This window comes from Lactobacillus sp. UMNPBX15 (assembly GCF_002553785.1).
Taxonomy (GTDB): Bacteria; Bacillota; Bacilli; order Lactobacillales; family Lactobacillaceae; genus Lactobacillus; species Lactobacillus crispatus.
Genome location: NZ_PCYV01000001.1, coordinates 16,955 through 43,333, shown reverse-complemented (window position 1 = coordinate 43,333; position 26,379 = coordinate 16,955). Strand labels below are relative to the sequence as shown.

Annotated in this window: 25 protein-coding genes, 2 tRNA genes and 1 other RNA gene; 25 read left to right on the top strand and 3 right to left on the bottom strand. The window is 37.2% G+C overall.

The genetic code is table 11. From position 1 onward, the window contains the following. Positions 1–10 precede the first annotated feature (10 nt). The 9 genes from CP366_RS00240 (at position 11) to CP366_RS00200 (ending at position 8,593) form a co-directional block, all read left to right on the top strand. A complete protein-coding gene (locus tag CP366_RS00240) occupies positions 11–1,012 on the top strand; it encodes a class I SAM-dependent methyltransferase (protein ID WP_005718747.1) in 1,002 nt (333 codons plus the stop codon). Between the two features lie 44 nt (positions 1,013–1,056). After that, positions 1,057–2,241, top strand: a complete 1,185-nt coding sequence (locus tag CP366_RS00235; RefSeq protein WP_057726486.1) for an acetate/propionate family kinase — start codon at positions 1,057–1,059, stop codon at positions 2,239–2,241. A gap of 53 nt (positions 2,242–2,294) precedes the next feature. Beyond that, positions 2,295–2,663, top strand: a transfer-messenger RNA (tmRNA) gene (ssrA, locus tag CP366_RS00230). A gap of 208 nt (positions 2,664–2,871) precedes the next feature. Then, positions 2,872–3,762 carry a DUF3737 family protein gene (locus CP366_RS00225; protein WP_089147785.1) on the top strand — a complete coding sequence of 297 codons (891 nt, stop codon included), beginning with the start codon at positions 2,872–2,874 and terminating at the stop codon, positions 3,760–3,762. Between the two features lie 8 nt (positions 3,763–3,770). Continuing rightward, complete coding sequence (locus CP366_RS00220; protein WP_089147786.1) at positions 3,771–4,934, top strand: MalY/PatB family protein; 1,164 nt, start codon at positions 3,771–3,773, stop codon at positions 4,932–4,934. Positions 4,935–5,026: 92 nt separating this feature from the next. After that, positions 5,027–5,989 carry a mannose-6-phosphate isomerase, class I gene (gene manA, locus CP366_RS00215; RefSeq protein WP_089146314.1) on the top strand — a complete coding sequence of 321 codons (963 nt, stop codon included), beginning with the start codon at positions 5,027–5,029 and terminating at the stop codon, positions 5,987–5,989. 35 nt (positions 5,990–6,024) lie between these two features. Beyond that, complete coding sequence (locus CP366_RS00210; RefSeq protein WP_089147787.1) at positions 6,025–6,414, top strand: SdpI family protein; 390 nt, start codon at positions 6,025–6,027, stop codon at positions 6,412–6,414. A 2-nt stretch (positions 6,415–6,416) separates the two neighbouring features. After that, positions 6,417–7,139 (top strand): response regulator transcription factor, encoded by a 723-nt coding sequence (locus CP366_RS00205; RefSeq protein WP_023488054.1) that lies wholly within the window; start codon positions 6,417–6,419, stop codon positions 7,137–7,139. Further along, positions 7,139–8,593, top strand: a complete 1,455-nt coding sequence (locus CP366_RS00200) for a HAMP domain-containing sensor histidine kinase (RefSeq protein ID WP_089147788.1) — start codon at positions 7,139–7,141, stop codon at positions 8,591–8,593. Before CP366_RS00205 ends, CP366_RS00200 begins: the two co-directional genes overlap by 1 nt. A gap of 43 nt (positions 8,594–8,636) precedes the next feature. Here the strand turns inward: CP366_RS00200 and CP366_RS00195 are convergent, their stop codons facing one another. Continuing rightward, positions 8,637–10,841, bottom strand: a complete 2,205-nt coding sequence (locus CP366_RS00195) for an LTA synthase family protein (protein ID WP_180707124.1) — start codon at positions 10,839–10,841, stop codon at positions 8,637–8,639. A 124-nt stretch (positions 10,842–10,965) separates the two neighbouring features. Between CP366_RS00195 and CP366_RS00190 the strand changes: the two genes are divergently transcribed. The 3 genes from CP366_RS00190 (at position 10,966) to CP366_RS00180 (ending at position 14,488) form a co-directional block, all read left to right on the top strand. After that, positions 10,966–11,568 carry a VanZ family protein gene (locus CP366_RS00190; protein WP_005721383.1) on the top strand — a complete coding sequence of 201 codons (603 nt, stop codon included), beginning with the start codon at positions 10,966–10,968 and terminating at the stop codon, positions 11,566–11,568. Between the two features lie 87 nt (positions 11,569–11,655). Then, a complete protein-coding gene (locus CP366_RS00185; RefSeq protein ID WP_089147790.1) occupies positions 11,656–12,993 on the top strand; it encodes a glucose-6-phosphate isomerase in 1,338 nt (445 codons plus the stop codon). Positions 12,994–13,114: 121 nt separating this feature from the next. Further along, positions 13,115–14,488 (top strand): DHA2 family efflux MFS transporter permease subunit, encoded by a 1,374-nt coding sequence (locus CP366_RS00180; protein ID WP_089147791.1) that lies wholly within the window; start codon positions 13,115–13,117, stop codon positions 14,486–14,488. Positions 14,489–14,596: 108 nt separating this feature from the next. Here the strand turns inward: CP366_RS00180 and CP366_RS00175 are convergent, their stop codons facing one another. After that, positions 14,597–15,607 carry a serine hydrolase gene (locus tag CP366_RS00175; RefSeq protein ID WP_057726800.1) on the bottom strand — a complete coding sequence of 337 codons (1,011 nt, stop codon included), beginning with the start codon at positions 15,605–15,607 and terminating at the stop codon, positions 14,597–14,599. A gap of 81 nt (positions 15,608–15,688) precedes the next feature. On the opposite strand from CP366_RS00175, the gene CP366_RS00170 reads away from it, so the two are divergent. Both CP366_RS00170 and CP366_RS00165 read left to right on the top strand, forming a co-directional pair. Then, positions 15,689–15,760, top strand: a tRNA-Glu gene (locus CP366_RS00170). Between the two features lie 5 nt (positions 15,761–15,765). Continuing rightward, a tRNA-Gln gene (locus CP366_RS00165) sits at positions 15,766–15,838 on the top strand. A gap of 77 nt (positions 15,839–15,915) precedes the next feature. Here CP366_RS00165 and CP366_RS00160 read toward each other — a convergent pair. Further along, positions 15,916–17,268: a Mur ligase family protein gene (locus CP366_RS00160; protein ID WP_005718761.1), complete on the bottom strand. Its 1,353-nt coding sequence runs from the start codon at positions 17,266–17,268 to the stop codon at positions 15,916–15,918. A gap of 135 nt (positions 17,269–17,403) precedes the next feature. On the opposite strand from CP366_RS00160, the gene CP366_RS00155 reads away from it, so the two are divergent. The 11 genes from CP366_RS00155 (at position 17,404) to CP366_RS00105 (ending at position 26,358) form a co-directional block, all read left to right on the top strand. Continuing rightward, a complete protein-coding gene (locus tag CP366_RS00155; protein WP_005718762.1) occupies positions 17,404–18,003 on the top strand; it encodes a thymidine kinase in 600 nt (199 codons plus the stop codon). Positions 18,004–18,019: 16 nt separating this feature from the next. Next, positions 18,020–19,108 (top strand): peptide chain release factor 1, encoded by a 1,089-nt coding sequence (prfA, locus tag CP366_RS00150; RefSeq protein ID WP_089143151.1) that lies wholly within the window; start codon positions 18,020–18,022, stop codon positions 19,106–19,108. Then, a complete protein-coding gene (prmC, locus tag CP366_RS00145; RefSeq protein WP_089147792.1) occupies positions 19,101–19,946 on the top strand; it encodes a peptide chain release factor N(5)-glutamine methyltransferase in 846 nt (281 codons plus the stop codon). Before prfA ends, prmC begins: the two co-directional genes overlap by 8 nt. Positions 19,947–19,951: 5 nt before the next feature. Continuing rightward, on the top strand, positions 19,952–20,953 hold the full coding sequence (locus CP366_RS00140) for an L-threonylcarbamoyladenylate synthase (RefSeq protein ID WP_005721381.1): 1,002 nt from the start codon (positions 19,952–19,954) through the stop codon (positions 20,951–20,953). A gap of 84 nt (positions 20,954–21,037) precedes the next feature. Next, positions 21,038–21,667 (top strand): uracil phosphoribosyltransferase, encoded by a 630-nt coding sequence (gene upp, locus CP366_RS00135; protein ID WP_005718766.1) that lies wholly within the window; start codon positions 21,038–21,040, stop codon positions 21,665–21,667. Positions 21,668–21,789: 122 nt separating this feature from the next. Further along, the gene (gene atpB / locus CP366_RS00130) at positions 21,790–22,503 is read left to right on the top strand and encodes a F0F1 ATP synthase subunit A (protein ID WP_005728516.1); all 714 of its coding nucleotides are present in this window, start codon (positions 21,790–21,792) and stop codon (positions 22,501–22,503) included. A gap of 20 nt (positions 22,504–22,523) precedes the next feature. Further along, positions 22,524–22,748 carry a F0F1 ATP synthase subunit C gene (gene atpE / locus CP366_RS00125; RefSeq protein WP_005718768.1) on the top strand — a complete coding sequence of 75 codons (225 nt, stop codon included), beginning with the start codon at positions 22,524–22,526 and terminating at the stop codon, positions 22,746–22,748. A gap of 56 nt (positions 22,749–22,804) precedes the next feature. Beyond that, positions 22,805–23,311: a F0F1 ATP synthase subunit B gene (atpF, locus tag CP366_RS00120; RefSeq protein ID WP_005718771.1), complete on the top strand. Its 507-nt coding sequence runs from the start codon at positions 22,805–22,807 to the stop codon at positions 23,309–23,311. Then, entirely contained in the window at positions 23,311–23,859 is a 549-nt protein-coding gene (gene atpH / locus CP366_RS00115; protein WP_089147793.1) for an ATP synthase F1 subunit delta, read from the top strand. Before atpF ends, atpH begins: the two co-directional genes overlap by 1 nt. Positions 23,860–23,873: 14 nt before the next feature. Further along, on the top strand, positions 23,874–25,385 hold the full coding sequence (atpA, locus tag CP366_RS00110; RefSeq protein WP_005721378.1) for a F0F1 ATP synthase subunit alpha: 1,512 nt from the start codon (positions 23,874–23,876) through the stop codon (positions 25,383–25,385). Positions 25,386–25,395: 10 nt separating this feature from the next. Further along, positions 25,396–26,358, top strand: coding sequence for a F0F1 ATP synthase subunit gamma (locus CP366_RS00105; protein ID WP_005728513.1), 963 nt, complete (start codon positions 25,396–25,398; stop codon positions 26,356–26,358). Positions 26,359–26,379 lie beyond the last annotated feature (21 nt).

Here is a 26,379-nt window from a genome sequence, read left to right as displayed (position 1 = left end):
AGGGACCGCTATGGAAAATTTTGAAAAACTTTTTAATCAGTTTTTAGACTGTGTGCAAACTTTGCAAACTGCATTAAATGTTTCATTTACAGAAGCCTTAGTAGAGACTTTTGATAACTTAGAAAGTGGCAAGATTAAGGTTGAAAATGGTGCACCGGATGAAAAAACAGTGGCTGAATTAAGTCAAAAGTATCAAGCAATAGATTATGACGAAATTAGCCAAAAAGAAAAGGCTCAAGTCTTTACTTTTCTAACTTTAAAGGCAGTTAATGATGATGGCTTTGATGTTAACCAAATGCCTACTCCACCTGCAATTGCTACAGTAGTAGCAATGTTGATGCATAAATTATTAAAAGATCAAAAGATGGAAATCGTTGATCCTGCTGTGGGTACAGGGAATTTGTTGTTTTCAATTATTTCTCAACTTAAGGCACTCAATCATTCTAAGGATAATTATCAATTGGTAGGGATTGATAACGATGAAGATATGTTAAGTTTGACAGATGTGGCTGCGCATCTGAATAATATTGACATTGAGTTATATCATCAAGACGCTTTAATGCCTTGGATGTGTCCTAACGCTGATGCAATTGTAAGTGATTTACCTGTAGGCTATTATCCAGTTGATGAGAATGCCAAGAATTTTGAAAATCAGGCTAAGAAAGGTCATTCTTTTGCTCATTTGTTGTTAATCGAACAAATTATTAATAATTTAAAGCCTAATGGCTATGCCTTTTTGGTAGTTCCTAAGTCTATTTTGTCAGGCAAGATTGGCGCTGATTTTATGCCATGGTTAACTAAGAAAGTTTACTTGAAGGCAATTGTAGAATTGCCAGATGATATGTTTAAGAACAAGTTTAATCAAAAATCGGTTTTAGTTTTCCAAAATCACGGTGATGAGGCTAAAGCAAGCGAAGTTTTACTTACCAAACTCGGTTCCTTGAAAAAAGAAGAGGCTTTAATTCAATTTAATGTTAAACTTAACGAGTGGTATGCAAAGATTAACCATTAATTGATAAAGCACTTATTTTTTTGAAAGAAGAGGAATTAATTTTTATGAAAAAAGTTTTGGCAATTAACTCTGGTAGTTCATCTTTTAAGTACAAATTATTCTCATTACCAGATGAAAAGGTTCTTGCCAAAGGAATGGCTGATCGTGTAGGTCTTGAAAATTCATCATTTGAGATTAAGTTAGCTGATGGTACTAAGCACGTTGAAAAAACTGAAATCCCAGATCAAGAAGCTGCAGTTAGCTTATTGATCAAGTTTTTAAAAGGATACCATGTTGTTGAAGAACTAACTGAAATTGTCGGTGTAGGACATCGTGTTGTTAATGGTGGAGAGTACTTTAAGGATTCTACTATTATTACTAAGGAAAATCTGCCTAAGATCTACGAATTGTCAGATTATGCTCCGCTTCACAATCCTGCTGAGGCTCGCGGAATTGAAGCTTTTATGAATGTTTTACCAAATGTGCCAGAAGTTGCGGTTTATGATACTACTTATCACCGTAATCTTGATCCAGTACATTATTTGTATTCACTTCCTTATGAATATTATGAAAAATATGGTGTACGTAAATATGGTGCTCATGGTACTTCAATTCGCTATACAGCACCGCGTGCTGCTAAATTATTAGGTAAAGATTTAAAAGACTTAAAGTTAGTCATCTGTCACTTGGGATCAGGCGCATCAATTACTGCAGTTAAGGATGGCAAGTCTTACGATACCTCAATGGGCTTTAGTCCAATTGCCGGAATTACAATGGCTACTAGAACCGGTGATATCGATCCTTCACTCGTGCAACATCTAATGAAGGTAGAGCATAAGTCGATGGATGAAATGATTTATATCATGAATAATAAGTCTGGTTTGTTGGGCTTGTCAGGAATTTCACCAGATATGCGCGATGTGCGTGAAAGTGATAGCGAACGGGCTAAGTTAGCAAGAAAAATTTTCATTAATCGTATTATTCGCTACGTTGGTGCTTATATTGCCGAAATGGGCGGCGTTGATGCAATTATCTTTACTGCTGGTATTGGTGAACATGATACTGGTGTGAGAAAAGCGGTTCTTGACGCTTTCGCATATATGGGTGTTGTTGTAGATAATGAAGCTAATGAAAGTGTTAGTGAAGGACTAATCACAAAAACAGATTCCAAAGTTGCAGGAATGGTTATACCAACTAATGAAGAATTGATGATTGAACGTGATGTGGTACGTTTGACTAATATTGATTAAGCATTTTTATCGCATGTAATGTGTGTCTATGCTATAATGAATAAGTATCTCAAGGGGATGTTTTGGGATTCGACAGGCGTAGACCCGCATTGACTGCGGTTCGTAGGTTACGACTACGTAAAAACGTTACAGTTAAATATAACTGCAAATAACAAAAATTCTTACGCATTAGCTGCTTAATTTAAGCGCATGTGTTGCTCCTTGTCGGTTTACTCGTGGCTGACACCGAGTATCAACTTTAGCGAGTTACGTTTAACTACCTCACCTGAATAGTTAAAAAGAGTCTTAACAGGTTAGCTAGCCCATCTTAGCCCTGTTATATGGCGTTTTGAGCTAGTGAAGTTCAAGTAATATAACTATGATCGTAGAGGTCAGTGACGAGATGCGTTTGGACAGGGGTTCAATTCCCCTCATCTCCATAGATAACCGTTCTAGATGTTGTTCTAGAGCGGTTTTTTGTTTTGTTAAGATATCCGTTTGACCGAAGTTTAACCGAAATCTCGATTCGCATTATAAATTTATGTTATGCATTACCCATAAAAATAAGTATTAAACATTATAGGAAGGAAATCATATAATAAATACTAACTTAAAACTTACTTTAGATAATCAGCGAAAAGGTGAAGCATAATGATTGAATATAAGAATAAATATTTTGCAGGTGAAAGAATTCTTTATGGATTAACTGATGCAATCCTTGATGGTATTACATTTGGCAGTGGTGAATCTCCCTTAAAAGAAGCTAAAAATATCAGATTAAAGAATTCAATTTTTAAATGGAAATATCCACTTTGGTATGATGAAAATGTGAAAGTTGAAAATACCACGTTTGAAACTATGTCACGGTCTGGAATTTGGTATACCAAGAATATTTCAATTAAAAATAGTGCTTTACAGGCACCTAAATTATTCAGAAGGACAAGTCATATTATTTTAGATAATGTTCATTTTGCTAACGCAGAAGAAACAATGTGGACTTGTAATGATATTAAGATTACCAATTCTCAAATTAATGGTGATTATTTTGGTAAAGATAGCCAGAATATTTATCTTGATCACGTTTCCGTTGTGGGAAATTATGTTTTTGATGGTGCAGAAAACATTGAAGTTCATAATTCAACTTTTATCTCTAAAGATGCTTTTTGGAATTGCAATAATGTCACTATTTACGATTCAATTATTGATGGTGAATATTTAGCTTGGAATACTAACAACATTACGTTAATTAATTGTAAAATTGAAAGTGATCAGGGCTTGAACTACATTGATCACCTGGAGATTAAGAATGGTTCCTTGATTCATACAGATTTAGCTTTTGAATATGTTTCTAATTTAGATGTGGAGCTTAATACAAAGATTGATAGTATTAAAAACCCAATTTCTGGTAAAATTACGGTACCTGAGATTGGTACTTTGATTATCGATCCAGATAAGGTAGATCCATCTAAAACCGAGCTTGATTGTCCGAAAATAGGTACAAAAATTGTTCATTCTGATACGAACCAAACACCAAAGGATTAGTGAGATATATGCAATATGATTTTGAAAATGCACCAGATAGGTCAAAGACTGATTCAGTAAAGTGGGATGTGAAGTCTGGTGAATTACCAATGTGGATTGCCGATATGGACTTTAAGACGGCACCTGAAATTATCGAGGCAATGCAACAAAAATTGACATTAGGTGCATTTGGTTATGAGTTCCCACAAGCAGATTATTTTAATGCTGTCGCTGATTGGTATGAAACAGAACATAATCATCGGCCACAAACAAATTGGATGATTTTTACTACTGGAGTAGTCCCTGCTATTTCATCAATTGTACGCCGCATTTCACATATTGGTGATAATGTTTTAGTACAAGAGCCAGTTTATAATATTTTTTATAATTCCATTTTGAATAATGGGCGCCATGTTTTGTCGAGTGATTTAGCTTTCGATGGTAAAAGTTATTCAATTGACTGGGCTGACTTGGAACAAAAATTAGCTGAGCCGCTAACGACTTTGATGATTTTTTGTAACCCACATAATCCAGTAGGAAAAGTTTGGACTACTGAAGAAGTACAAAAAATTGCGGATCTTTGTCACCAATACCATGTAACATTGCTATCGGATGAGATCCATGGTGATTTGGTTAGACAAGGTCCAGATTACACGCCAGCCTTTTCTGTAACAGGTGAAGCACAAAATAGTGTGATTTCACTAGTGTCTCCAAGTAAAACCTTTAATGTTGCTGCTCTTCATGCTGCTACGGCGATTGTTCCTGATGAGAACTTACGGAATATGGTTAGTCGCGGTTTAAATAGTGATGAAGTAGCCGAGCCTAATTTATTGGCGATTCCAGCAACGATTGCGGCTTATGAGCAAGGCCATGATTGGCTTAATGCTTTGAAAAAACAGTTAAAGCAAAATTTTGCGTATGTGCAGAATTTTATTGAAAAAAACATTCCTGAAGTACAAATCATTTCGGGCAATGCGACATATTTGATGTGGATCGATGTGCAAAAGATCAGTACTGATTCACAGGAATTAGCAGAGTTCATTCGCCAAGAAACTGGGCTGATTATTTCAGCTGGTAGTGTTTATCGTGGAAATGGCCATGATTTTATTCGAATTAATCTAGCTTGTCCTTTGACGATGGTCAAGGATGGGATGCAAAGATTAGCTACAGGTATTCGTAAGTATAACAAGTAGCTTTACATGTAAAACAAATAGTATACATATATCTAAGAAAAGGGTTTCATTTATTCTACCTTAAAGTTTATACTTTAATTGAGGTGATTTAAATGGAACCATTATTTTTAACCCCATACTTTAGACCAAAAATTTGGGGTGGACGTAAATTAGATGATATTTTTCACTATGATATTCCAGAAGGAAAAGTTGGAGAAGCTTGGATTATTTCAGGTTACAAGGATGACGCGTCAACTGTAACAGATGGGCCACTTAAGGGAATGTCATTGCGGGATGTTTACTTGAAGCATCTGGAATTGTTTGGCAACCCTAAGGCCAAGGAATTTCCATTATTGGTAAAATTCTTAGATGCTAATGATAATTTATCAGTTCAAGTACACCCGGATGATGATTATGCTCGCAAAGTAGAAAATGATTCTGGTAAGACTGAGTCTTGGTATGTAATGCAAGCTGATCCAGGTGCTTATATTATTTATGGTCATCATGCGAAAAGCCGTGAAGAATTAGCTGATATGATCCACAAAGGCGAATGGGATAAGTTGCTCAGAAAAGTTCCGGTTAAAGCAGGCGATTTCTTCTATGTGCCAGCAGGTACAATTCATGCTTTAACTAAGGGATGCTTAGTAATTGAAACTCAACAGTCAAGTGATGTAACTTACCGCTTGTATGACTACGATCGTGTGGGCAAGGATGGTAAAAAGCGTGAGCTTCATACTCAAAAGTCAATTGATGTGACCACTGTTCCCCATGTTGATCCTAAGTTAGATGTTAAGACTAGCCAAGATCAAGATGCAGAAATTAAGACATTGGTTGAACCACCACTTTCACCACACTTTTATTTGTGGCAAATTGACCTTGATGGTACTTGGAAGACCGGCTTAAAGGATCATCCATACCTGTTAGTTTCCGTTATCAAAGGCGAAGGAAAATTAGAAGCTGATGGCAAGTCATATGATTTGAAGATGGGAACTAATTTAATTATTCCAAATGAGATGAAGAATTTCACTTTCACTGGTAAAATGAGAATAGTTATGTCTGCACCAGGTGAGGAATAACCGTTTAAATTTATCAGAATTAGGAGTGAGAAATCGTGATCTATGTCGCTTGTGGCTCAGTTATGATGGTGGTAGGAATAATTTGGTTGATTAACCCAGCCAAAAAGCCTAACCGAATTTATGGCTATTTATCTTATCTTGCGCAAGTTAACCAGGATAGTTTTAAGTTTGCTCAGAAGAGGGCAAGTTGGTATTGTATCCTGTTTGGGTTTATTCAAGCACTGTTAGGAGTAATCATTCACTATTTGAATTGGGATCGCTATTTTCTCATTTGGCTGTTAACATTTTATTTATTTATCTTATTGCCAATTGTTTATACCGAAAAAAGTTTGAAAACATTTTTGTCTAAACGACATGAATTGCCACATGACTATGTCGATCCTGATCAAGTGAAGCATAAGAGAACAAAAGGATTTAGGGATTGATAATGAGTTTGAGAATATTAATGGTTGAAGATGACACTTCCGTAGCTGAAATGATGGGAATGTTTTTCAAAAAAGAAGGTTGGCAACAAGACATTGCTGTCGATGGTGTCGAAGCCGTCGATATGTTTAAAAAGAACGCGGATAAGTATGATCTGATTACGTTAGATTTGAATTTGCCAAAAAAAGATGGGATTCAAGTAGCTAAAGAGGTACGGGCAATTTCGCCGACAGTGCCAATTATTATGCTTACTGCTCGTGGCAGTGAATCAGATCAAGTGTTGGGGCTAGGTATCGGAGCTGATGAGTATGTCACTAAACCATTTAGCCCAATTGCTTTGATTGCCCGCATTAAGGCTTTGCATCGCCGCGTGATGATGGAAGAAGAACCAGCTCATACTCAAGAAGATAATGAAGACTATGAGATTACGACCGATCATTTGAAGATTTCAAAAAATAGACGAGAAGTTTTATTTGATAATCAGCCGGTAATGGGTTTGACACCAAAAGAATTTGATTTGCTGTATACAATGGCACAAAAGCCTAGACAAGTCTTTTCTCGTGACCAATTACTAGAACTAGTTTGGGGCTATGAGTATTATGGTGAAGAAAGAACTGTTGATGCTCATATTAAAAAGCTTCGACAGAAATTAGAGAAGGTTGGTGCCAAGGTGATCCAAACTGTCTGGGGCGTCGGTTACAAGTTTGATGATTCGCAGGTCAAATAATGAAATTAATTTACCAAAATATGTTGAGTTTCTTACTCATTATTGTGACAACTATCTCGATTATTGGTTACTCAGAGATTGGTTATGCGCGTAATCAAGCTTATACGCAAAACTACCAGCGGATGGAAAGCTACGCTAACTCTTTGGGAAACTTGGCGGAAGCTGATAGCCAAAATGGAACTGCATTACTTAGCAATAACTTCTTGAATCAATTAGAATATGTTCTTCGTGGTGATGATGCTCATTTACGTATTTTTAATGATAAAAATGAGCAGATTTATCCCAAAATAAAGGCTAGAATTCAGCTTTCGCAAGAAGTTTTTACTACTTTAAAAAATGGGCAAGAGATTAGAATTCAAAATAATCATAATGAAAATTCACCGATTAGTTCAACTAAGGATGCCTACACGGGGGTTTTGGTTCCATGGATGAATGGCAAAAATCTTGTTGGCATTGTTTGGATAGGATCGAGAGTAAAGCATGTTGAGCGACCGATTTTAATGGCTAAACGCAATTTGTTGCGTGCATTGTTAATTACTGTAGCGGTTGGATTGTTGCTGAGCTTTATTATTTCTTATTATTCAACTAAACGAATTAAGCGATTATCACGTGCTACGCAAAAAGTTGCATCAGGTAACTTTAATGTGCAAATTGAGCATAAGGATAGCGATGAAATTGATCAATTGGCTGAGAATTTCAACAAAATGGTGCAGGCTTTGAAGCAGTCGAACGAAGAGGTTAAGGCCCAAGAAGAGCGACGAGACCAATTCATGGCTGATGCTGCTCATGAAATGCGGACGCCATTGACAACAATTAATGGCATTCTAGAGGGCTTGCAATACGATGCTATCCCAGAGGATTCTAAACCGAAGTCAATCGCGTTAATGCAGCGCGAAACTAAACGATTAATTCGGTTAGTCAATGAAAATTTGGACTATGAAAAGATTCGAAATAATCAAATTATGCTGGTTAAGACTAACTTTAATGCCACAATTATTCTGCATGATTTGAAGTCGCAATTAAAACAAAATGCAACTAAAGCCAACGATGAGCTGGTTGTAGAGGCACCTGATCAGTTGCCTATTTATGCAGATCGTGACCGTTTTACCCAGGTAATGGTTAACTTAGTTCAAAATGCGATTCAATTCACTCATGATGGCAAAATTATTATTTCGGGTAAACGGATAGAGCATGGAACACAATTATCGGTTAAGGATAATGGTATTGGCATGAGCAAGAATCAGACTAAGTATATTTTTGAACGCTTTTTCAAGGCTGATCCATCGCGTGCTCGAATGGGAACTGGCGAATCAGGCTTGGGACTTGCGATTGTTTCTTCTTTGATTAAGCAACATGGTGGCAAAGTAGAAGTATTTTCCACACCAGGTAAAGGTTCCACATTCACCGTGACCTTTTATGACAAGGGCTATGAACAGTTTGTAGCTAAAAACTAAAAAAAGAACGCACAGTTTTTCTTGAAAGGTCTGTGCGTTCTTTTTAGTTATTGGTATTTTCTGAACTGTTTTTGTTTTTCTTATTCTTATTCTCTTTAATATTTTTAACGCTGTCAGGAACTTGGGTAATTTCTTGTTTTCTATCCTTTAGTTCAGCGGCATCAGTACGGTAAAGATTAGTAGTTGTACTGCGATGTCTGCTATAAAGCGAGGTGGAATTGCCAGCTAATTCATTTCTGATAGCGATCATTTTTTGATAATTGACGGAATAATCAAATTGGGTTGGATCAGTTGGAACAAAGTCAGTTGGGGTGTAGAAGCGTAACAAATTGTGGTTGTTTAATAAATCAGAATAGTGTAATGATGCCTTGGCCTTTTGTGCTAGCTCAGAGATTTCTTTTTTCTCTTGAGGAGTAAAATTAATGATTTGTTTACCGCTAACTCGGTCATAAACGGTACCTTTGATTCCTTTAGCACCAACTATGATATATCTGGAGCTGACAATGGTCCCATTACGAAAGACGATCCAATTTTGTCTTTTAGGCGAAAGCATGTCGCTACCGAATTGGACATAGTTTTTATTGTTAATACCGAGCAAATGCATCAGTGTTGGCAAGACATCAATTTCACCAGCAATTTCATGGTTAATTTTTCCTTTCAAATTATTGGCATGAATCATGAATGGAACACGCTGCATTTGAACATTATTGTAAGTATTCCACGTGTCAGAGCTTTCACCAATAATTGGTGCTAAGGTTTCATTTTCAGAATTACTTAACCCATAGTGATCACCATAAATGACTACCATTGAGTTTTTGTAAAGACCAGAAGACTTTAAGTAGCGGAAAAATTCACGCAATGCCTCATCTAGGTAGTGGGCAGTTTCAAAGTAATTGTTGATAGTTTGGTCGGCAGTGTTTGTAGTCTTAAAGTTAGGGTCCTTGTCTTCTTTATCTAAGTTAAACGGAATGTGGTTGGTTACCGTAATGAACTTAGCATAGAAAGGCTGCTGCATCTGCTCTAAATATTTAACGCTTTCGGCAAAAAGCAGCTTATCTTTTAACCCATAGCCGCTTGCATCTTTACTTTGGGAGCTATAGTAATTTTTATCAAAGAAATAATTATAGCCCATATTTTTATAAACATCATTTCGATTCCAAAAACTACCGACGTTGCCGTGAAAGACAGCGGAAGTATAGCCATCTTGACGCAAAATTTGCGGTGCAGCTTGAAAGGTGTTTTCCGAACCTAAAGAAGTGAATAAAGATCCGTCGGGAATACCGTAAGTACTAGTTTCTAGCATGTTTTCCGCGTCACTGGTTCTACCTAGACCAACTTGGTGGTAGAAGTTGTTAAAACTGAGCGTATGTTTATTTTGATAAAGTGAATTTAGAAACGGCGTCACTTCTTTGCCATTAACCTTAAGATTAATTAAAAATTGCTGGAAACTTTCTAAGTGGATGATAATCACATTGCGGTTTTTCTCAATACCAAAATATGAGGAAGATGGAGCAGCATTTTGTTTTTTGGTGAAAGTTAAAATCTGGTTCAAGTCTGCAGCGTTGGCATTTTTAGTGACTTGAACATTTTGCGCACTCTTGAAGCAATCATAAGCGGTAAAGGTGTCAATACCAAGGTATTTAACGACATAGGAGCGATCAAAAGTGTTGCGCAATAAGCGCGGACGAGAAGTTTCTGCCAAAAAAATGTTAAGGGTTAGGATAAATGCGCCTACTGAGGTAATCGCAAAGGGAGTGGATAAACCATAAGATCTTTGATCAATTTTGATTTTATGAATGATCAGTAAAGTAACAATAACGATCAAATCAATCCAGATAATAATGTCTGTTGGATGCAGAAGAGCAACGGTACTTTTACCTAGACCCTGCGAAACTTTACCAACGTTAGACATCGTTTTAATTGTTAAAAAGTCCGAAAATTGACGATAGTAGATAATATTTGCAAAAAGCAATGCCGTATTGGCAAAATCTAAAATTAACATTGTGATGTAAGAGATCAGCGGTTTAGGAATATAAAAACCGAAGCTGATTAAAATGATGGCGGACCCTACGGGGCTGAGCCACATAATGAAATGTTGATACGGGTCGCTCAAGCCTAAATTGAAATCAAAATAAGCTGCAAAAATATATTTCAGCCAGAAACAAACAACTAAAAGGGTTAAAAAGCCCGTTCGTGTTTGAATAAAACTGATAATTTTCTTTTTTTCCATATAATGCTCCTTTAACATCTTTTAATTTTAATGGTTCACCTCTTTTAAAACAATAATTTGCTAAGAGTTATCTTTTTTTTAAGATTTTCCAGCCGTGAAAATAGGTATAATCTATAATGAATATTTTGGAAAGAGGCAAAGTATGCTATTTTTGGGCCCACTTTATAGTTTTTTAGCTAAACAGTATGCAACTAATATTAACCACTTTGCATTAGTTAAATTAACCTTATTAGCGCTGGATAAAACAATATTTTATTTTTTAATTTTTGCTGTATTGCGTTTAATTTGGCTTCTTTTGGTGCGCCGCAGAAGATCAATTAGGTCTGAAGCTAGCGTTTGGGTCTTTTCTTTTTACATAATCTTAGTTTTGATGCTGACAACTTTTAGAAATACCTACTTTCCGTGGCAGCTTGATTTTAATTTCTCTAGGCCATTGAGTGATATTAACTTGGTATTCATGAAGGAAACTTGGAAATTAGTCTATGCTCCCAGTCATTTGGATTTCTTTTATAATTCTTTTGGCAATGTCTTGTGCTTTGTGCCGTTTGGCATTTTTTTCCCCATTGTTTTTTCAAAAAGAGCAACGTTTTTAAGGACGGTACTGATGGGGATGCTGTTTTCAGTGGGAATTGAGACTCTGCAGTTTTTGCTGGTGACGGGGGTTAGCGATATTGATGATGTTTTCTTCAATACTTGTGGAGCAATTTTGGGTTATGTGATTTTTAAAATTGTCAAAAAAGCCTGAATGCGCTTATAATGTACTGGTATTTATAAATCAAGATTGTTAAAATAGGTTTGTGAAAAATATTTTATTTAGTTAGGAAGCAGATTTATGAGTTTAATTAAATTTGATAGTAGTAAATTAACTCCATTTGTTCACGAAAATGAATTAAGTGAAATGCAAGCTATGGTAAATGCTGCTAACACTGAACTCCGTGAAGGTACCGGTGCTGGTAACGATTTCCGTGGTTGGCTTGACTTGCCAGTAGATTATGACAAGGATGAATTCGCTCGTATTAAGAAGGCTGCCAAGAAGATTCAAAACGATTCAGATGTTTTAATTTGTATCGGTATTGGTGGTTCATACCTTGGTGCACAAGCTGCAATTGAATTCTTGAACAGTAACTTCTATGGTAAGGCTGACAGCGATATGCCAACTGTTGTCTTCTGTGGTAACTCACTTTCAGGCTCATACCTTTATGACTTGATTGAATGGTTAGGCGACAAGGACTTCAGTGTTAACGTAATTTCTAAGTCAGGTACTACTACTGAACCATCAGTAGCCTTCAGAATCTTCAAGGACAAGTTAATCAAGAAGTATGGTAAGGAAGAAGCTGCTAAGAGAATTTACGCAACTACTGACCGTCAAAAGGGTGCTTTAAAGACTGAAGCTGATGCAGAAGGTTACGAAGAATTTGTAGTTCCTGATGATGTTGGTGGTCGTTACAGTGTTCTTTCAGCTGTTGGTTTACTTCCAATCGCTGCTTCAGGTGCTGACATTGACGAATTGATGAAGGGTGCTGCAGACGCACGTGCTGACTACACTGATACTGATTTGTCAAAGGCAACTCCATACCAATACGCAGCACTTCGTAACATCCTTTACCGTAAGGGTTACACTACTGAAATTGTTGAAAACTATGAACCAAGTTTAAGAATGTTCGGTGAATGGTGCAAGCAATTAATGGGTGAATCAGAAGGTAAGGATCAAAAAGGTATTTACCCATCAAGCGCTAACTTCACTACTGACCTTCACTCACTTGGTCAATACATCCAAGAAGGTTTACGTAATTTATTTGAAACTGTTATCCGTGTTGAAAATCCACGTCATGATGTTAAGATCCCAGGCGATGAAAAGAACCTTGACCAACTTAACTTCTTGGAAGGTAAGAGCTTGAACTACGTAAACGATCGTGCTTATGAAGGTGTTGTTTTGGCTCACACTGATGGTGGTGTTCCAGTTATGACTGTTAACATTCCAGACCAAAGTGTACATACTTTAGGTTACATGATTTACTTCTTCGAATTAGCAATTGCTATTTCAGGTTACTTGAACGGTATTAACCCATTCAACCAACCAGGTGTTGAAGCTTACAAGCGTAACATGTTTGGTTTACTTAACAAGCCAGGTTACGAAAACTTACACGACGACTTAGCTAAGCGTCTTTAATATTAGATATACTCAGCATATTTGATAGTATGCGTATTAATATAATTAGCTGTGCTAATTAAAGAAAGAGTAGGAAACAAAGGTTTTTTGCTCTTTCTTTTTTTGTGGAAAGGATTTTTGTGTGAAAGAGAATACAAAAAATGTTTTAGCAGTATTATCAGCTGCGTTTATGTCATTTGTCGGAATTTTGACGGAAACTAGTTTAAACGTCACTTTTCCTACGATGATGAAGCAATTTGGTGTCGGTTTGGATATAATTCAATGGACGACAACAGGATATTTATTGGCGATTGCGATTATTATGATTTGTTCTTCATATTTGAATGAACGTTTTACTGCGCGGCAATTGTTTATTGTTGCTTGCGTTGGTTTTATGATTGGAAGCGTAATTAGTGCTGTAGCACCTAATTTTCCTATTTTACTGTTAGGTCGGCTGATTTCAGCTCTAGGTGCAGGATTAAGTACACCGTTGATGTTTAACTTAGTAACCGAAGTTATGCCTCGCAAAAAATGGGGCGTTTACATGGGAATCGCCGGCTTAGTAGTAGCTATGGCACCGACTTTAGGACCAGCATTTGGCGGTATCACTACTTTTTATCTTAACTGGCGCTGGATTTTTGGTTTTGTTACAATTTTTGCGATCATTGTTTTTGTTGCCGGGCTATTTGTAGTCGGTAAGTATCATGAACAAACTAAAAATAGTTTTGATTGGCTATCATTTATCGTTTTAGCTATAGCATTTATTACTTTGACATTAGGCGTAAATCAAATTAGTAATGGATTTGTTAATCCTTTAATGTGGATTTTATTAATTGTGACTGCAATTTTAATTTGGCTATTTGTTAGATTATCTAAAAAATCATCCAGGAAATTGTTAGATCTAGCCGTATTTAAGCAAAAAGCGTTTGTTTATGGTGCGTTAGCTTACTTTTTATTGCAATTTAATAATATTGGTATCAGTTTTGTATTGCCTAACTACATCCAAATTGTCGGAAAGCAAACATCTTTAGTTGGTGGTTTGATTTTGCTACCAGGTAGTATTATTGCAGGGCTACTCAATCCATATTTTGGTAGCCTATATGATAAAAAAGGAGCTAAATTGCCACTTTATTTAGGTGGCTTCTTAATGGCGATCAGCTGCTTGTTATTTGCTATTTTTGGCTTAAATTTGACTGTGATGATGATCATTATTATTTATGGCATCATGATGTTAGGACACAGAATGTCATTTTCTAACACGCTAGCTGAAGCTTTGAAGGTAGAAAAAGGAGCATTGCGCGCCGATGCAACCGCAGTTTGTCAGACTAGCCAGCAATTAGCCGGTTCTGTAGGAACAACTATCTTAGCAGCAATTATGTCGATTTGGCAGAAAAAGGGTGCAGCGTCCTATGCACTGGCGACAGCTCAAGGTAGTCAGGCAGCCTTTTATTTTACTTTATTAATGGCATTAATCATTTTAATTAGCTACTGGAAAATGTTTAAAGCAGAAAAATAATATTTGACTAGTACATTAGCGTTAAAATAAGTTATAATACTAGACGGATGATGAAATTTAGTGAGAGATAAAAAGACGACTGACACACAGCCGTCTTTTTTCTATAAATTATATTTTGGCGTTTTCGTTGATAAAACTACGGATAATTTTTTCGCGCATAGCTAAGAAAACAGTGTTGTGTCCAGTCGGATGAACTCGATTGGTCAATAAAATTAGACCAGAGCGTTTGATGCGATCAAGAATAATTAAAGTACCAGTAAAACCCGTGTGCAAAATGATCGGATAATTTTGCTTTGGATCAAACCGAAGGTCCCATCCCCAAGAGCGTGGTTTTATGCCTTGGGGATTTTTATTATCAAATAGCTGGCTGACAGTCTTTTGACTATAAGGTAAAACATCCTTTAGTCCTAAATAACCTTGGGCGAAGGTAACTAAGTCTTGAAGATTGGAAAATAAGCCAGCAGAACCGCAATCTATTCCAAGTTGTCTAGCTTTAGGATCATGTGGAATACCTTGCAAGACATGGCCATCAACTAGGGCAGTAGGCACGCAATCATCCTTTTGTGGTGAAAAAGTAGTATTTTCAAGCGGCATTTGATTGAGGACTTGCTCTGTGACTACTTCTTGGACAGGTTTACCAAAAATCTTTTTAATAACTAATCCAAGTAAGATAAAGTTTGTATCGGCATACCGCATCTTGTGTTCAAATTCGTCAGTTACTGGCAGATTGATAATTGCTTGTAGTAAGGCATCATGATCTAGTTTGTCGCGGTGGGGGATCCAGCCACGAATGCCACTAGTATGGGTTAGCAAGTGATAAAGGCGTACACGCGGGTCTTTAAATTCAGGAATAAATTGCTGCAAGGGCTCAGTAAAGTTAAGTTTGCCTTGGTCATAAAGCTTAAGCAAGACATTTTCTGTTGCTAAAACCTTAGTCAAACTAGCTAGGTCGTATTCTGCAAAAGGGCTCAGCTGAGTAACTTCTGGGTAGATACTAGCAAAACCAGTAGTTGATGTAAAAATTTGCTTATTTTTGATAAAAGTGTAATTGACGCCTGGAACAACGCGTTCAAAAACCATTGATTCAATTAAATGCTGTGTTTTATTAAAGTCGATCATGTTTCACCATCCATTAGCATTATTATAGTCAAAATTACTTGACAAGCATAGAAGAAAAAAGCATAATTATAAATGTTGATTCGCCCGTTGGTCAAATGGTTAAGACGCTACCCTCTCAAGGTGGAGTTATGAGTTCAATTCTCGTACGGGTGATTTACTGGGATATAGCCAAATTGGTAAGGCACAGGATTCTGGTTCCTGGATGTTTGGGTTCGAGCCCCAATATCCCAATAATTAGAAAGGCTGTAGCATTAGAGCTACAGCTTTTTTTGTACACAAAAAAGGATTCCCGCGGGAATCCTTTCTATTTACATACCAGCCTTAATGATTTTCTTTTCGGCCATCTTCTTTCTAAGTGCAAGCATTGCAGTATAAGTTGAAAGAATATAGACCTTCTTAGTTGGCAGTTTTTTAATTTCTTCAATTAGGCTATCATCATCTGGATTAGTACTCATTTGTCCTGGATCAAAGCCAGCAATTTCAAGTCTAAAGCCCATATCATGCCAGCGTTGACCACCGACGAGGATCTTTTTAATCTTTTCTTTGTCTAATCCTTCAAAATCAGCATCCCAAATCCAAGAAGTATCAATTCCATCAGCGTGGTTGGCATTAAGCAAGGCAACTAGTGAATAATCATCTTTTTCTGTATTAAGCATGTGCAAGACTTCATCCAAACCAACTGGGTTTTTAACTAGAATTAAATCGATATCCTTATCGCCATAGTGAATTAATTCTTGACGACCAAAGATCCGTTTATTTTCTGCAAAAGCTTGAGCAACTTCAGCTTCAGTTAATCCAAAGTGGCGTGCAACAGAATAGGCGGCTAAGGCATTATAAATGTTATAAGTACCACCAATATTAATGGAATATTGCTTGTTGCCCATTTGGAACGTTGAGCTATTAGGTGTTTGATCAATAATCTTGTTAACTGTAAAAGTTAAATCAGGACGGTGGTAGCCACAGTTAGGACAGAAGAAGTCACCTAAGTTGGCATAAATACGTTCATGATAATGTAAAATGTGGTCGCATTTTGGACAAAGAACACCATCGGTATTGACTGGAGCCTTGAAGTCGTTTTCAGGTTTGTCATCAGGAAGTTTAAAGCCATAAAAAATTTTCTTATTAGGCAATTCAACTGATGAAAAAATGCTTGCATCTCCGTTAGCGATAATTGTAGCGTCAGGTGCTAATTTAATACCATTAACGATCTTGTCATAAGTGGTATAGATTTCACCATAACGGTCCATCTGATCACGGAAAATGTTGGTTAATACAAAGACGCTAGGATGAAGTAATTTGGTCACCATTTTAACATTTGCTTCATCAACTTCTAGAACAGCGATTTTTCTTTTAACTCTCTTGTGCTTGTGAGCCAAAAAAGCGGTCACGATTCCTTGTTGCATGTTGGAACCAGATGGATTAGTTAACACATCACCATACTTTTTCTTTAAAGCTTCAACAATCAAAGCAGTAGTCATTGTCTTACCATTAGTTCCCGTGACAATAACAGTTTCATAGCCTTTGGCTAAAGAATTTAAAACTTCTGGATCAATTTTCATTGCTAATTTGCCTGGAAAACTGGTGCCGCCCTTAAGGGCATTATGCAAAAACCAATAGCTTGATTTACCGGCAACTTTAGCAATTCCTGATTTAAAACTCATGTACATCCCTCACTTTAAAACTATGTCTAAGTTTAGCATAGAGCGAGGATGAAAACGAGGTTTAATACCTACACAAATTTATTTTTTCCTCTATACTATTAAGGCGAAGACTTTTTGTTAAAAGGGAGGGCCAGCATGGCGCAATTATTTTTTCGTTATGGTGCAATGAGCAGTGGCAAAACAATTGAGATCTTGAAAGTAGCTCACAATTATGAAGCACAGGGGCGCAAGATTGCCCTAATGACCAGTGGCTTGGATAATCGTAGCGGTGTAGGAACCGTTGCTTCTAGAATTGGACTTCACCGAGAAGCAATTCCAATTACTGCTGATATGAATCTATTTGATTATATTAAAAAGATGAACAAAGCAGATGTTGCTGATGGTGATGGTAAACTAGCTTGTGTGTTAATTGATGAGGCACAATTTTTGAAGAGACATCATGTCTTAGAATGCGCTAAAATTGTAGATGTGTTCAATATTCCAGTAATGACCTTTGGCTTAAAAAACGATTTTCAAAATCATCTATTTGAAGGTAGTGAAAATTTATTGATTTTTGCTGATAAAATAGAAGAGATGAAGACCATTTGTCATTATTGTGGACACAAGGCAACAATGAATTTAAGAATTAACAATGGCAAGCCTGTTTATGAGGGTGAACAAGTACAAATTGGTGGCGATGAAAGTTATTATCCTGTTTGTCGCTATCATTACTTTCACCCAGGTGTTGAAAGATAGAGAGGATTTTTAGTTTATGGATAAAGTTATGGCTCAATTAGAGGGTCTAGTAGCTCACTATGAAGAACTTCAGGAAATGATGGCCGATCCTGAAGTTATTAATGATACTAAGCGCTACATGGAGATTTCTAAGGAAGAAGCCGATTTGCGTGAAGTAGTACAAAAATATAAGAAGTACAAAGAGGATAAAAAAGAGATTGAAGATAATAAAGAAATTATCTCCAGTGAAACTGATCCTGATTTAATTGAAATGGCTAAGGAAGAAAATTCTGAAATTGAGAAAGAAATTCCCGAGCTTGAAGATCAAATCAAGATTTTGATGTTGCCTAAGGATCCTAACGATGATAAAGATATTATCATGGAAATCCGTGGTGCTGCCGGTGGTGACGAAGCTTCTTTATTTGCTGGCGATTTGCTTAGAATGTATGAAAAATATGCTGAACGTCAAAACTGGAAGGTTTCAATGATTGATTCAGACCCTACTGAGGTTGGCGGCTATAAACGTGTGGCAATCATGATTACTGGTGACAAGGTTTATTCGAAATTAAAGTATGAAAATGGTGCACACCGTGTTCAACGGATTCCAGTAACTGAATCTCAAGGACGTGTTCATACTTCAACTGCCACTGTTGCTGTTATGCCTGAATATGAGCAAGTAGACATTGATATTGATCCTAAGGATATTCGTGTTGATGTTTACCGTTCAAGTGGTGCCGGTGGTCAGCACATTAACAAGACCTCTAGTGCCGTTAGAATGACTCACTTGCCAACCGGGATTGTAGTTGCAATGCAGGATCAACGTAGTCAACAACAGAACCGTGAAAAGGCAATGCAAATTTTGAAATCACGTGTTTATGACTATTATGAAAGTCAAAATCAAGCTCAGTACGATGCTAAGAGAAAGAATGCAGTTGGTACTGGTGATCGTTCCGAAAGAATTAGAACATATAACTATCCACAAAATCGTGTAACAGATCACCGCATCGGCTTAACCATTAACAAGCTTGATCGTGTGATGAACGGTGAACTTGATGAAATTATTGATGCATTAATTCTTTACAACCAAACTAAGCAATTAGAGGAGTTGGCTGATCAAAATGCCTAAAATGACTTTAAAGCAGATGCGTATTAAAGCGGGTGAGAGTGCTGAAAATGCGCGTCCTGAGGATGTTGATTATGTTCTAGCAGAGCGCTTAGGCTTGACACCAAGTGAATTTGAACTGAAGCAAGAAATGGACTTAACTGCTGACCAGATTAAGCAGGCCAATAAAGATATCGAAAAATTGGCTAAGGGCATATCTCCACAGTATATTTTGGGTTATGCTTGGTTTTTGGGCTATAAAATTATGGTGCAACGCGGTGTCTTGATTCCTCGTTTTGAAACTGAAGAATTGGTTGAATGGGCATTGCAGACACTTAAATCAGGTGATCAAGTCCTTGACTTGGGTACCGGTTCTGGCTGTATTACCGTGGCTTTAGCTAAAGAAGCACAGAAAAAAGGCATTACAGATTTAACTTTATATGCTAGTGATGTAACGGATACTGCCTTAAGAACAAGTGAGGAAAACTTTTTAACTTATGATCTTGATGTAACTACTCGTAAAGCCAACGTGCTGTTGGGCTTAGAAGAGTTTGATAAGATCATCTCTAATCCGCCGTATATTAAGACAAGCGAAAAGAATGCAATGGATGAAAATGTCTTGCAAAATGAACCTAAAGAAGCTCTTTTTGCTGGCAAAGATGGTCTAGACTTCTATAAGAAATTTGCTAAGCAAGTGCGTGAGCATTTGAATAGCCATGGAGAATTTTTCTTAGAATTTGGTTTTAGCGAAGAAGAACAACTGAAGGAATTGTTTGCTAAAGAATTGCCTGATTTTGAAATCGAATTTAGAAAAGATATGGCCGGCAAGCCACGCATGGTTCATGGAAGGTGGCAAAAATAAGAATGATGGAAACGAAGATTTTTAAAAAAGATCAAATCAATGATGCAGTTAAGTTGTTAGCTAAGGGTGAATTGGTTGCTTTTCCAACTGAGACAGTCTATGGTCTAGGTGCAATTGCAACCAAAGAAAAGTCTGTGAAGGGCGTTTATGCTGCTAAGGGACGTCCAAGTGATAACCCATTGATCGTTACTGTTTCTGACGAAGAAATGATGGCTAAGTATGCTAAAGAAGTTCCAGAAAGAGCTAAGAAATTAATTAAACATTTCTGGCCAGGTCCTTTGACATTGCTATTGTTTGTTAAACCAGGAACTCTGCCAGATGCAGTTACTGGGGGACTTGATACTGTAGCATTTCGTTGCCCTGATGATCAATTGACTCATGATTTAATTGCTAAATTGGGTTATCCAATTGTAGGACCATCGGCTAATACCTCAACTAAGCCTAGTCCTACTACTGCAGAGCACGTTTACCATGATTTAAAAGGTAAGATTGCCGGAATTATTGATGATGGCCCTACTCGTGTGGGATTAGAATCGACAATTATCGACTTATCGGTAGAAACACCAATCGTTCTTCGTCCTGGTGAAATTACTCCAGAAGAGTTAAGCGAAGTTTTAGGTGAAAAAGTTTTAATTAACACGGGCAAAGTGTCAGACAAAGATATACCTAAGGCACCAGGAATGAAATACCGTCATTATGCTCCAAGTGAGCCGGTAGTCGTGGTTGATGATCCTGCTGATTTTGCAAAAATTGATTTTAATGAAAAAACTGGTGTAGCAGCTTTAGCGCCAGTCTTAGCTAAAATTAATTTACCTCAAGCAAATAAATTTGATCTGGGCAACAATTTAGTTGATGCCGACCATAACTTATTTGGTGGCTTGCGCTATTTCGATGATCAAGATGATATTGAAACTATTTACGTGCAAGGATTTCATGAAGGTGAAGAAAGTTTAGCTTACATGAATCGATTGAATAAAGCTGCAGGTGGACATCATTTCAATAAATAAAAAATAAAACGCAAAGGGCTTTAAACCCTTTGCGTTTTTGATTAAAATATTTAATGATCATATTATTTTTTATAGGAGGCATATATGGGAAAGTTCGTAGTTTTGGATCACCCATTGATTCAACACAAGTTGACTATTATTCGTCGCAAGGATACGGGGTCAAATGAATTCCGTCGCATTGTTGGTGAAATTGGTGGGTTAATGACCTATGAAATCACTAGAGATTTGCCACTTGAAGATGTTGAAATTGAAACACCAATGGGTAAGACTGTCCAAAAGGAAATTGCTGGTAAGAAGTTGACAATTGTGCCAATTTTACGTGCCGGTATGGGGATGCTTAATGGTGTCCTTGAAATGGTTCCTTCAGCTAAGATTGCCGTTATCGGTATGTACCGTGACGAAAAGACTTTGAAGCCACATGAATATTTCTTCAAGGCTCCAAAGGATATTGCTGAACGTGAATGTTTAGTCGTTGATCCAATGCTTGCAACTGGTGGCTCAGCTAATGATGCCATTGCTGCATTGAAGAAGCGTGGTGTTAAGGAAATTAAGCTTGCTGTTTTGGTAGCTGCTCCAGAAGGTATTAAGGCAGTTCAAGAAGCAAATCCTGACGTTGACATTTATGCAGCTGCTGAAGATGACAAATTGATGGATAATGGTTATATTTTCCCAGGTTTGGGTGATGCTGGTGACAGACTATTTGGTACTAAGTAATCGTCCTTTTTAGAAAAATATTTTCTCTAATGCGCTTTCATTTTACACAAAGACCTTTTTTGGTGTTAAGATGATTTACGTGTTCGAGTTTTATTCAGCACGAGAAGGGAGGTCACGAAGTAATGGAGAAATCATTTGTTTTTAAATTCATGGGCTTGAATTTTGAACTTTCTGGTATTATCGGTTCAACGCTAATGGCTTTAGCAGTTTTATTTATCTGCATTTGGCTTTCAAGAAAAGTTGAAATGAAACCCAATAAGAGACAAAATGTGTTCGAGTATTTACTTGATTTCACTAACGGCATTGTTAAAGATAATGTTAGCGACAAGGATGCTCAAAATCACCTATCACTATATGCATTTGTTTTATTCCTGTTTATTTGGTTTATGAACCAATTAGGGATGTTCATGGAAGTCAAAGTTGATGATTGGATGTTTATTAAATCACCAACTGCTGATCCAGTAGCGACAATGTCGTTTGCAATGATGACCTTGCTTCTATCGTTCACATTCGGCGTACAACGATTTGGTGTTGGCGGATATTTGAAGAGCTATACGCAACCAGTTGGTTTTATGCTTCCAATTAATTTAATTGAAGAGTTTACCAACTTTTTAACCTTATCATTACGTCTATATGGGAATATTTATGCTGGTGAAGTTTTGCTAACTTTAATTGGTAATGATCTAGCACATGCTGGTGGACCATTTACGTTAGTTTTGGCAGCTCCATTAGCCATGATTTGGCAAGGTTTCTCTGTCTTCATTGGCTCTATCCAGGCATATGTTTTTGTAACTTTATCAATGGTTTACATTGGTAAGAAGGTTACTACAGAATAAATTTTTGGAGGTATAAATTTATGTCAGAAGCTTTTAAATATCTTGCTGCATCCATTGCAGCTGGTTTAGCAGCTTTGGCTGCATCATTGGGTAACGGTAAAGTTATTTCAAAGACTCTTGAAGGTATGGCTCGTCAACCTGAAAGTGCAGGTAACTTGAGAGCAACAATGTTTATTGGTGTTGGTTTGATCGAAGCCGTTCCTATTTTGGCTATCGTTGTTGCCTTCTTGATTTTGTTCCTTTAATAAAAAGAGATAATTTTCTGTTTAAAGGAATAGTATTAAAGAGAGAAGGGCAGTAAATGACTATTCAAACATTATTTGCAGCCTCACATATTTACTTAGGTAATGCTATCTGGTATTTGATCTGTTTTGCCATCTTGATGCTTCTTATTAAGCACTTTGCTTGGGGACCAGTATCAGATATGATGGAAAAGCGGCGGCAAAAAGTTATTGATGACTTGGATTCAGCTGCTAGTGAACGAAAGAAAGCTGAAACGCTTGCTAATGAGCGTGAAGCTGCCTTGAAGAACTCAAGACAAGAAGCAACACAAATTCTCTCTGACGCTAAGAGTAACGCGCAAAACACAAGTAAAGAAATCGTAGCAAATGCAAACGAAGATGCTGCAGCAATTCGCAAAAAGGCTAATGAAGATGCCGCTCAGGCAAAAGCAGACGCTTTGAATTCTGCACGCGATCAAGTTGCTGATATTTCTGTAGCAATCGCTGAAAAAGTAATTGCTAAGAATTTATCTGCTAAAGACCAAAAAGATTTAGTCGACCAATTTATTAAGGGGTTGGATGATTAATGGCTTTAAGTAGAGAAGAAATTGCAGCACGCTACGGTGCCGCACTATTTGGTTATGCGCAAGACAATGATGCATTAGACACTGTTTATAATGAAATGGTGGAATTAAAAAAGGCTGCTGAAGCCAATCCACAAATCATTAGTGTCTTGAGCGATCCTATTTTAAGTAATAAAGATAAAAAGGATTTTTTGACTGCAATTGAAAAAGATTTTTCAGATGAGGTTCAAAACTTTTTGAATTTGTTACTTAAATATGATCGTTTTGCTGATTTGATCGATATTATTGATCGCTTTGTCTTACTTTATGATAATGAAAAGAAGGTCGCATCTGGCGTTGCAACTACGGCTGTTAAGCTAGATGATGATCAACTCAAACGTTTAGGTGAAAGTTTTGCTAAGAAATATAACCTAAACGTGGTGCGTCTAGAGAATAAAGTTGATCCAAGTATTTTAGGCGGCGTGGTTCTTCAAGTAGAAGATCGCGTGATTGATGGATCAGTTAAGAATAAACTGAAGAAGATCCGTGCGCAGATAATTGATAAAAATTAAAAGAGGTGAAACCATTGAGCATTAAAGCGGAAGAAATTAGTTCCTTGATCAAGCAACAACTTGAACATTACGACGATAAGCTCGACATCAGCGAAGTTGGTGTTGTAACTTATGTTGGTGATGGTATCGCCCGTGCTCACGGACTTAACGATGTTTTGTCTGGTGAGTTATTGAAGTTTGATAACGGCTCATACGGTATTGCACAAAACCTTGAATCAAATGATGTAGGTATCATTATTTTGGGTCAATTTGACAATATTCGTGAAGGTGACCGTGTTCAAAGAACTGGACGAATCATGGAAGTTCCTGTTGGTGACGCCTTAATCGGTAGAGTAGTTAACCCATTGGGTCAACCAGTGGACGGTTTGGGTGAAATTAAGACTGACAAGAGTCGTCCAATTGAAGCCAAGGCTCCGGGGGTTATGGATCGACAATCAGTTGATCAACCACTTCAAACTGGTATTAAGGCTATCGATGCCTTAGTTCCAATCGGTCGTGGTCAGCGTGAATTGATTATCGGTGACCGTAAGACTGGTAAAACTAGTTTGGCCATCGACACTATCCTTAACCAAAAGGGGCAAGACGTAATTTGTATTTACGTTGCTGTTGGTCAAAAGGAATCAACCGTTAGAACTCAAGTAGAAACTTTAAAGCGTTTTGGCGCAATGGATTATACCATTGTTGTTGAAGCGGGCCCAAGTGAGCCAGCACCAATGCTTTATATTGCACCATATGCTGGTACTGCTATGGGTGAGGAATTTATGTACAATGGCAGGGATGTATTAATCGTATTTGACGACCTATCCAAACAAGCCGTCGCTTACCGTGAACTTTCCTTGCTTCTCCGTCGTCCGCCTGGTCGTGAAGCTTATCCAGGTGATGTCTTCTACTTACACTCACGTTTGCTTGAACGTAGTGCTAAGTTGAATGACAAACTTGGCGGCGGTTCATTAACAGCTTTGCCAATTATTCAAACTGAAGCTGGGGATATTTCTGCATATATTCCAACCAACGTAATTTCAATTACTGATGGACAGATTTTCTTGCAAAGCGATTTGTTCTTTGCTGGTACTCGTCCAGCCATCGATGCTGGTAACTCAGTTTCTCGTGTTGGTGGTAACGCCCAGATCAAGGCAATGAAGAAGGTTGCTGGTACTTTGCGTACTGACCTTGCAGCTTACCGTGAACTTGAAAGTTTCGCTCAATTTGGTAGTGATCTTGATCAAGCTACTCAAGCTAAGTTGAATAGAGGTCAAAGAACCGTTGAAGTATTGAAACAACCACTTCATGATCCAATTCCTGTTGAAAAGCAAGTTGTGATTCTTTATGCTTTGACTCACGGATATCTTGACGCTGTTCCAGTTGAAGATATTGCTCGTTTCCAAAACGAATTATTTGATAACTTTGACAGCAGTCATGCTGATTTGCTCAAGACAATTCGTGAAACTGGTCAATTGCCAGATGATAAGAAATTGTCAGCAGCAATTGAAGAATTCAGTGAGAGCTTTACACCAAGTGAGAAATAGGAGGTAGAATATGCCTGCATCTTTACTTGAGTTAAAGAAAAAAATTGCTTCAGTAAAACAAACTGGTAAGATTACAGAAGCTATGAGAATGGTCTCTGCTTCAAAGTTGAACCAAACTGAAAATCGTGATAAAGGTTATACCGTTTATAACGACCATATTCGTAGAACTATTTCTCGTTTAATTAGCTCAGAAGTAGTTGATAATCTACGTGAAAAAGACGTCTCAATTGATAAGAACAATGTTGCTCAAATTGATTATACTGATGTCTTTGGTTTGGGGATTACAGCAGATATGATTCAGCCACGTAAGAATATCAAGACAACAGGTTTCTTGGTAATTTCAGGTGACCGTGGTCTTGTAGGTTCTTATAACAGCAATGTCATTAAGAATATGATGAGTATCTTTGAGGACGAACGTGCTCAAGGACACGATATCAAAGTTCTTGCTGTAGGTTCGGTTGCGGCACAATTCTTTAAAAAGAACAATATTAACGTTGTTTATGAAAAGAATGGTGTTTCAGATGTACCAACTTTTGATGAAGCATTACCAATTGTTTCAACCGCAATTAAGATGTTTTTGAATGGTGTCTATGACCAGCTTTACGTATGTTATACTCACCACGTTAACTCATTATCATCTGCTTTTCGTGTTGAAAAAATGTTACCAATCGTCGATTTAGATATTGGTGTCAAAGAAGCTGAAGCACATAAAGAATTAGAATACGATATTGAACCAGATCCAAATCAAGTGTTAATGAAGTTGTTACCACAATATGCACGTTCTACTATTTACGGTGCTATTTTGGATGCTAAGACTGCCGAACATGCTAGTTCAATGACAGCCATGCAGAGTGCGACTGATAATGCTAATGATCTGGTATCAAACTTAACTACAAAATTAAATCGTGCTAGACAGGCACAAATTACTACTGAAATTACTGAAATTATCAGTGGTGCAAATGCCTTAGAGTAATAAAGAAAAGGAGGTAGATGT

Excerpts from the sequence above, each read along its gene's own strand:
- CP366_RS00240 (WP_005718747.1), top strand. The coding sequence starts at position 11 with ATGGAAAATTTTGAAAAACTTTTTAATCAGTTTTTAGACTGTGTGCAA.
- CP366_RS00235 (WP_057726486.1), top strand. The coding sequence starts at position 1,057 with ATGAAAAAAGTTTTGGCAATTAACTCTGGTAGTTCATCTTTTAAGTAC.
- CP366_RS00225 (WP_089147785.1), top strand. The coding sequence starts at position 2,872 with ATGATTGAATATAAGAATAAATATTTTGCAGGTGAAAGAATTCTTTAT.
- CP366_RS00220 (WP_089147786.1), top strand. The coding sequence starts at position 3,771 with ATGCAATATGATTTTGAAAATGCACCAGATAGGTCAAAGACTGATTCA.
- manA (WP_089146314.1), top strand. The coding sequence starts at position 5,027 with ATGGAACCATTATTTTTAACCCCATACTTTAGACCAAAAATTTGGGGT.
- CP366_RS00205 (WP_023488054.1), top strand. The coding sequence starts at position 6,417 with ATGAGTTTGAGAATATTAATGGTTGAAGATGACACTTCCGTAGCTGAA.
- CP366_RS00200 (WP_089147788.1), top strand. The coding sequence starts at position 7,139 with ATGAAATTAATTTACCAAAATATGTTGAGTTTCTTACTCATTATTGTG.
- CP366_RS00195 (WP_180707124.1), bottom strand. The coding sequence starts at position 10,841 with ATGTTAAAGGAGCATTATATGGAAAAAAAGAAAATTATCAGTTTTATT.
- CP366_RS00190 (WP_005721383.1), top strand. The coding sequence starts at position 10,966 with ATGCTATTTTTGGGCCCACTTTATAGTTTTTTAGCTAAACAGTATGCA.
- CP366_RS00185 (WP_089147790.1), top strand. The coding sequence starts at position 11,656 with ATGAGTTTAATTAAATTTGATAGTAGTAAATTAACTCCATTTGTTCAC.
- CP366_RS00175 (WP_057726800.1), bottom strand. The coding sequence starts at position 15,607 with ATGATCGACTTTAATAAAACACAGCATTTAATTGAATCAATGGTTTTT.
- CP366_RS00160 (WP_005718761.1), bottom strand. The coding sequence starts at position 17,268 with ATGAGTTTTAAATCAGGAATTGCTAAAGTTGCCGGTAAATCAAGCTAT.
- CP366_RS00155 (WP_005718762.1), top strand. The coding sequence starts at position 17,404 with ATGGCGCAATTATTTTTTCGTTATGGTGCAATGAGCAGTGGCAAAACA.
- prfA (WP_089143151.1), top strand. The coding sequence starts at position 18,020 with ATGGATAAAGTTATGGCTCAATTAGAGGGTCTAGTAGCTCACTATGAA.
- prmC (WP_089147792.1), top strand. The coding sequence starts at position 19,101 with ATGCCTAAAATGACTTTAAAGCAGATGCGTATTAAAGCGGGTGAGAGT.
- CP366_RS00140 (WP_005721381.1), top strand. The coding sequence starts at position 19,952 with ATGGAAACGAAGATTTTTAAAAAAGATCAAATCAATGATGCAGTTAAG.
- upp (WP_005718766.1), top strand. The coding sequence starts at position 21,038 with ATGGGAAAGTTCGTAGTTTTGGATCACCCATTGATTCAACACAAGTTG.
- atpB (WP_005728516.1), top strand. The coding sequence starts at position 21,790 with ATGGAGAAATCATTTGTTTTTAAATTCATGGGCTTGAATTTTGAACTT.
- atpE (WP_005718768.1), top strand. The coding sequence starts at position 22,524 with ATGTCAGAAGCTTTTAAATATCTTGCTGCATCCATTGCAGCTGGTTTA.
- atpF (WP_005718771.1), top strand. The coding sequence starts at position 22,805 with ATGACTATTCAAACATTATTTGCAGCCTCACATATTTACTTAGGTAAT.
- atpH (WP_089147793.1), top strand. The coding sequence starts at position 23,311 with ATGGCTTTAAGTAGAGAAGAAATTGCAGCACGCTACGGTGCCGCACTA.
- CP366_RS00105 (WP_005728513.1), top strand. The coding sequence starts at position 25,396 with ATGCCTGCATCTTTACTTGAGTTAAAGAAAAAAATTGCTTCAGTAAAA.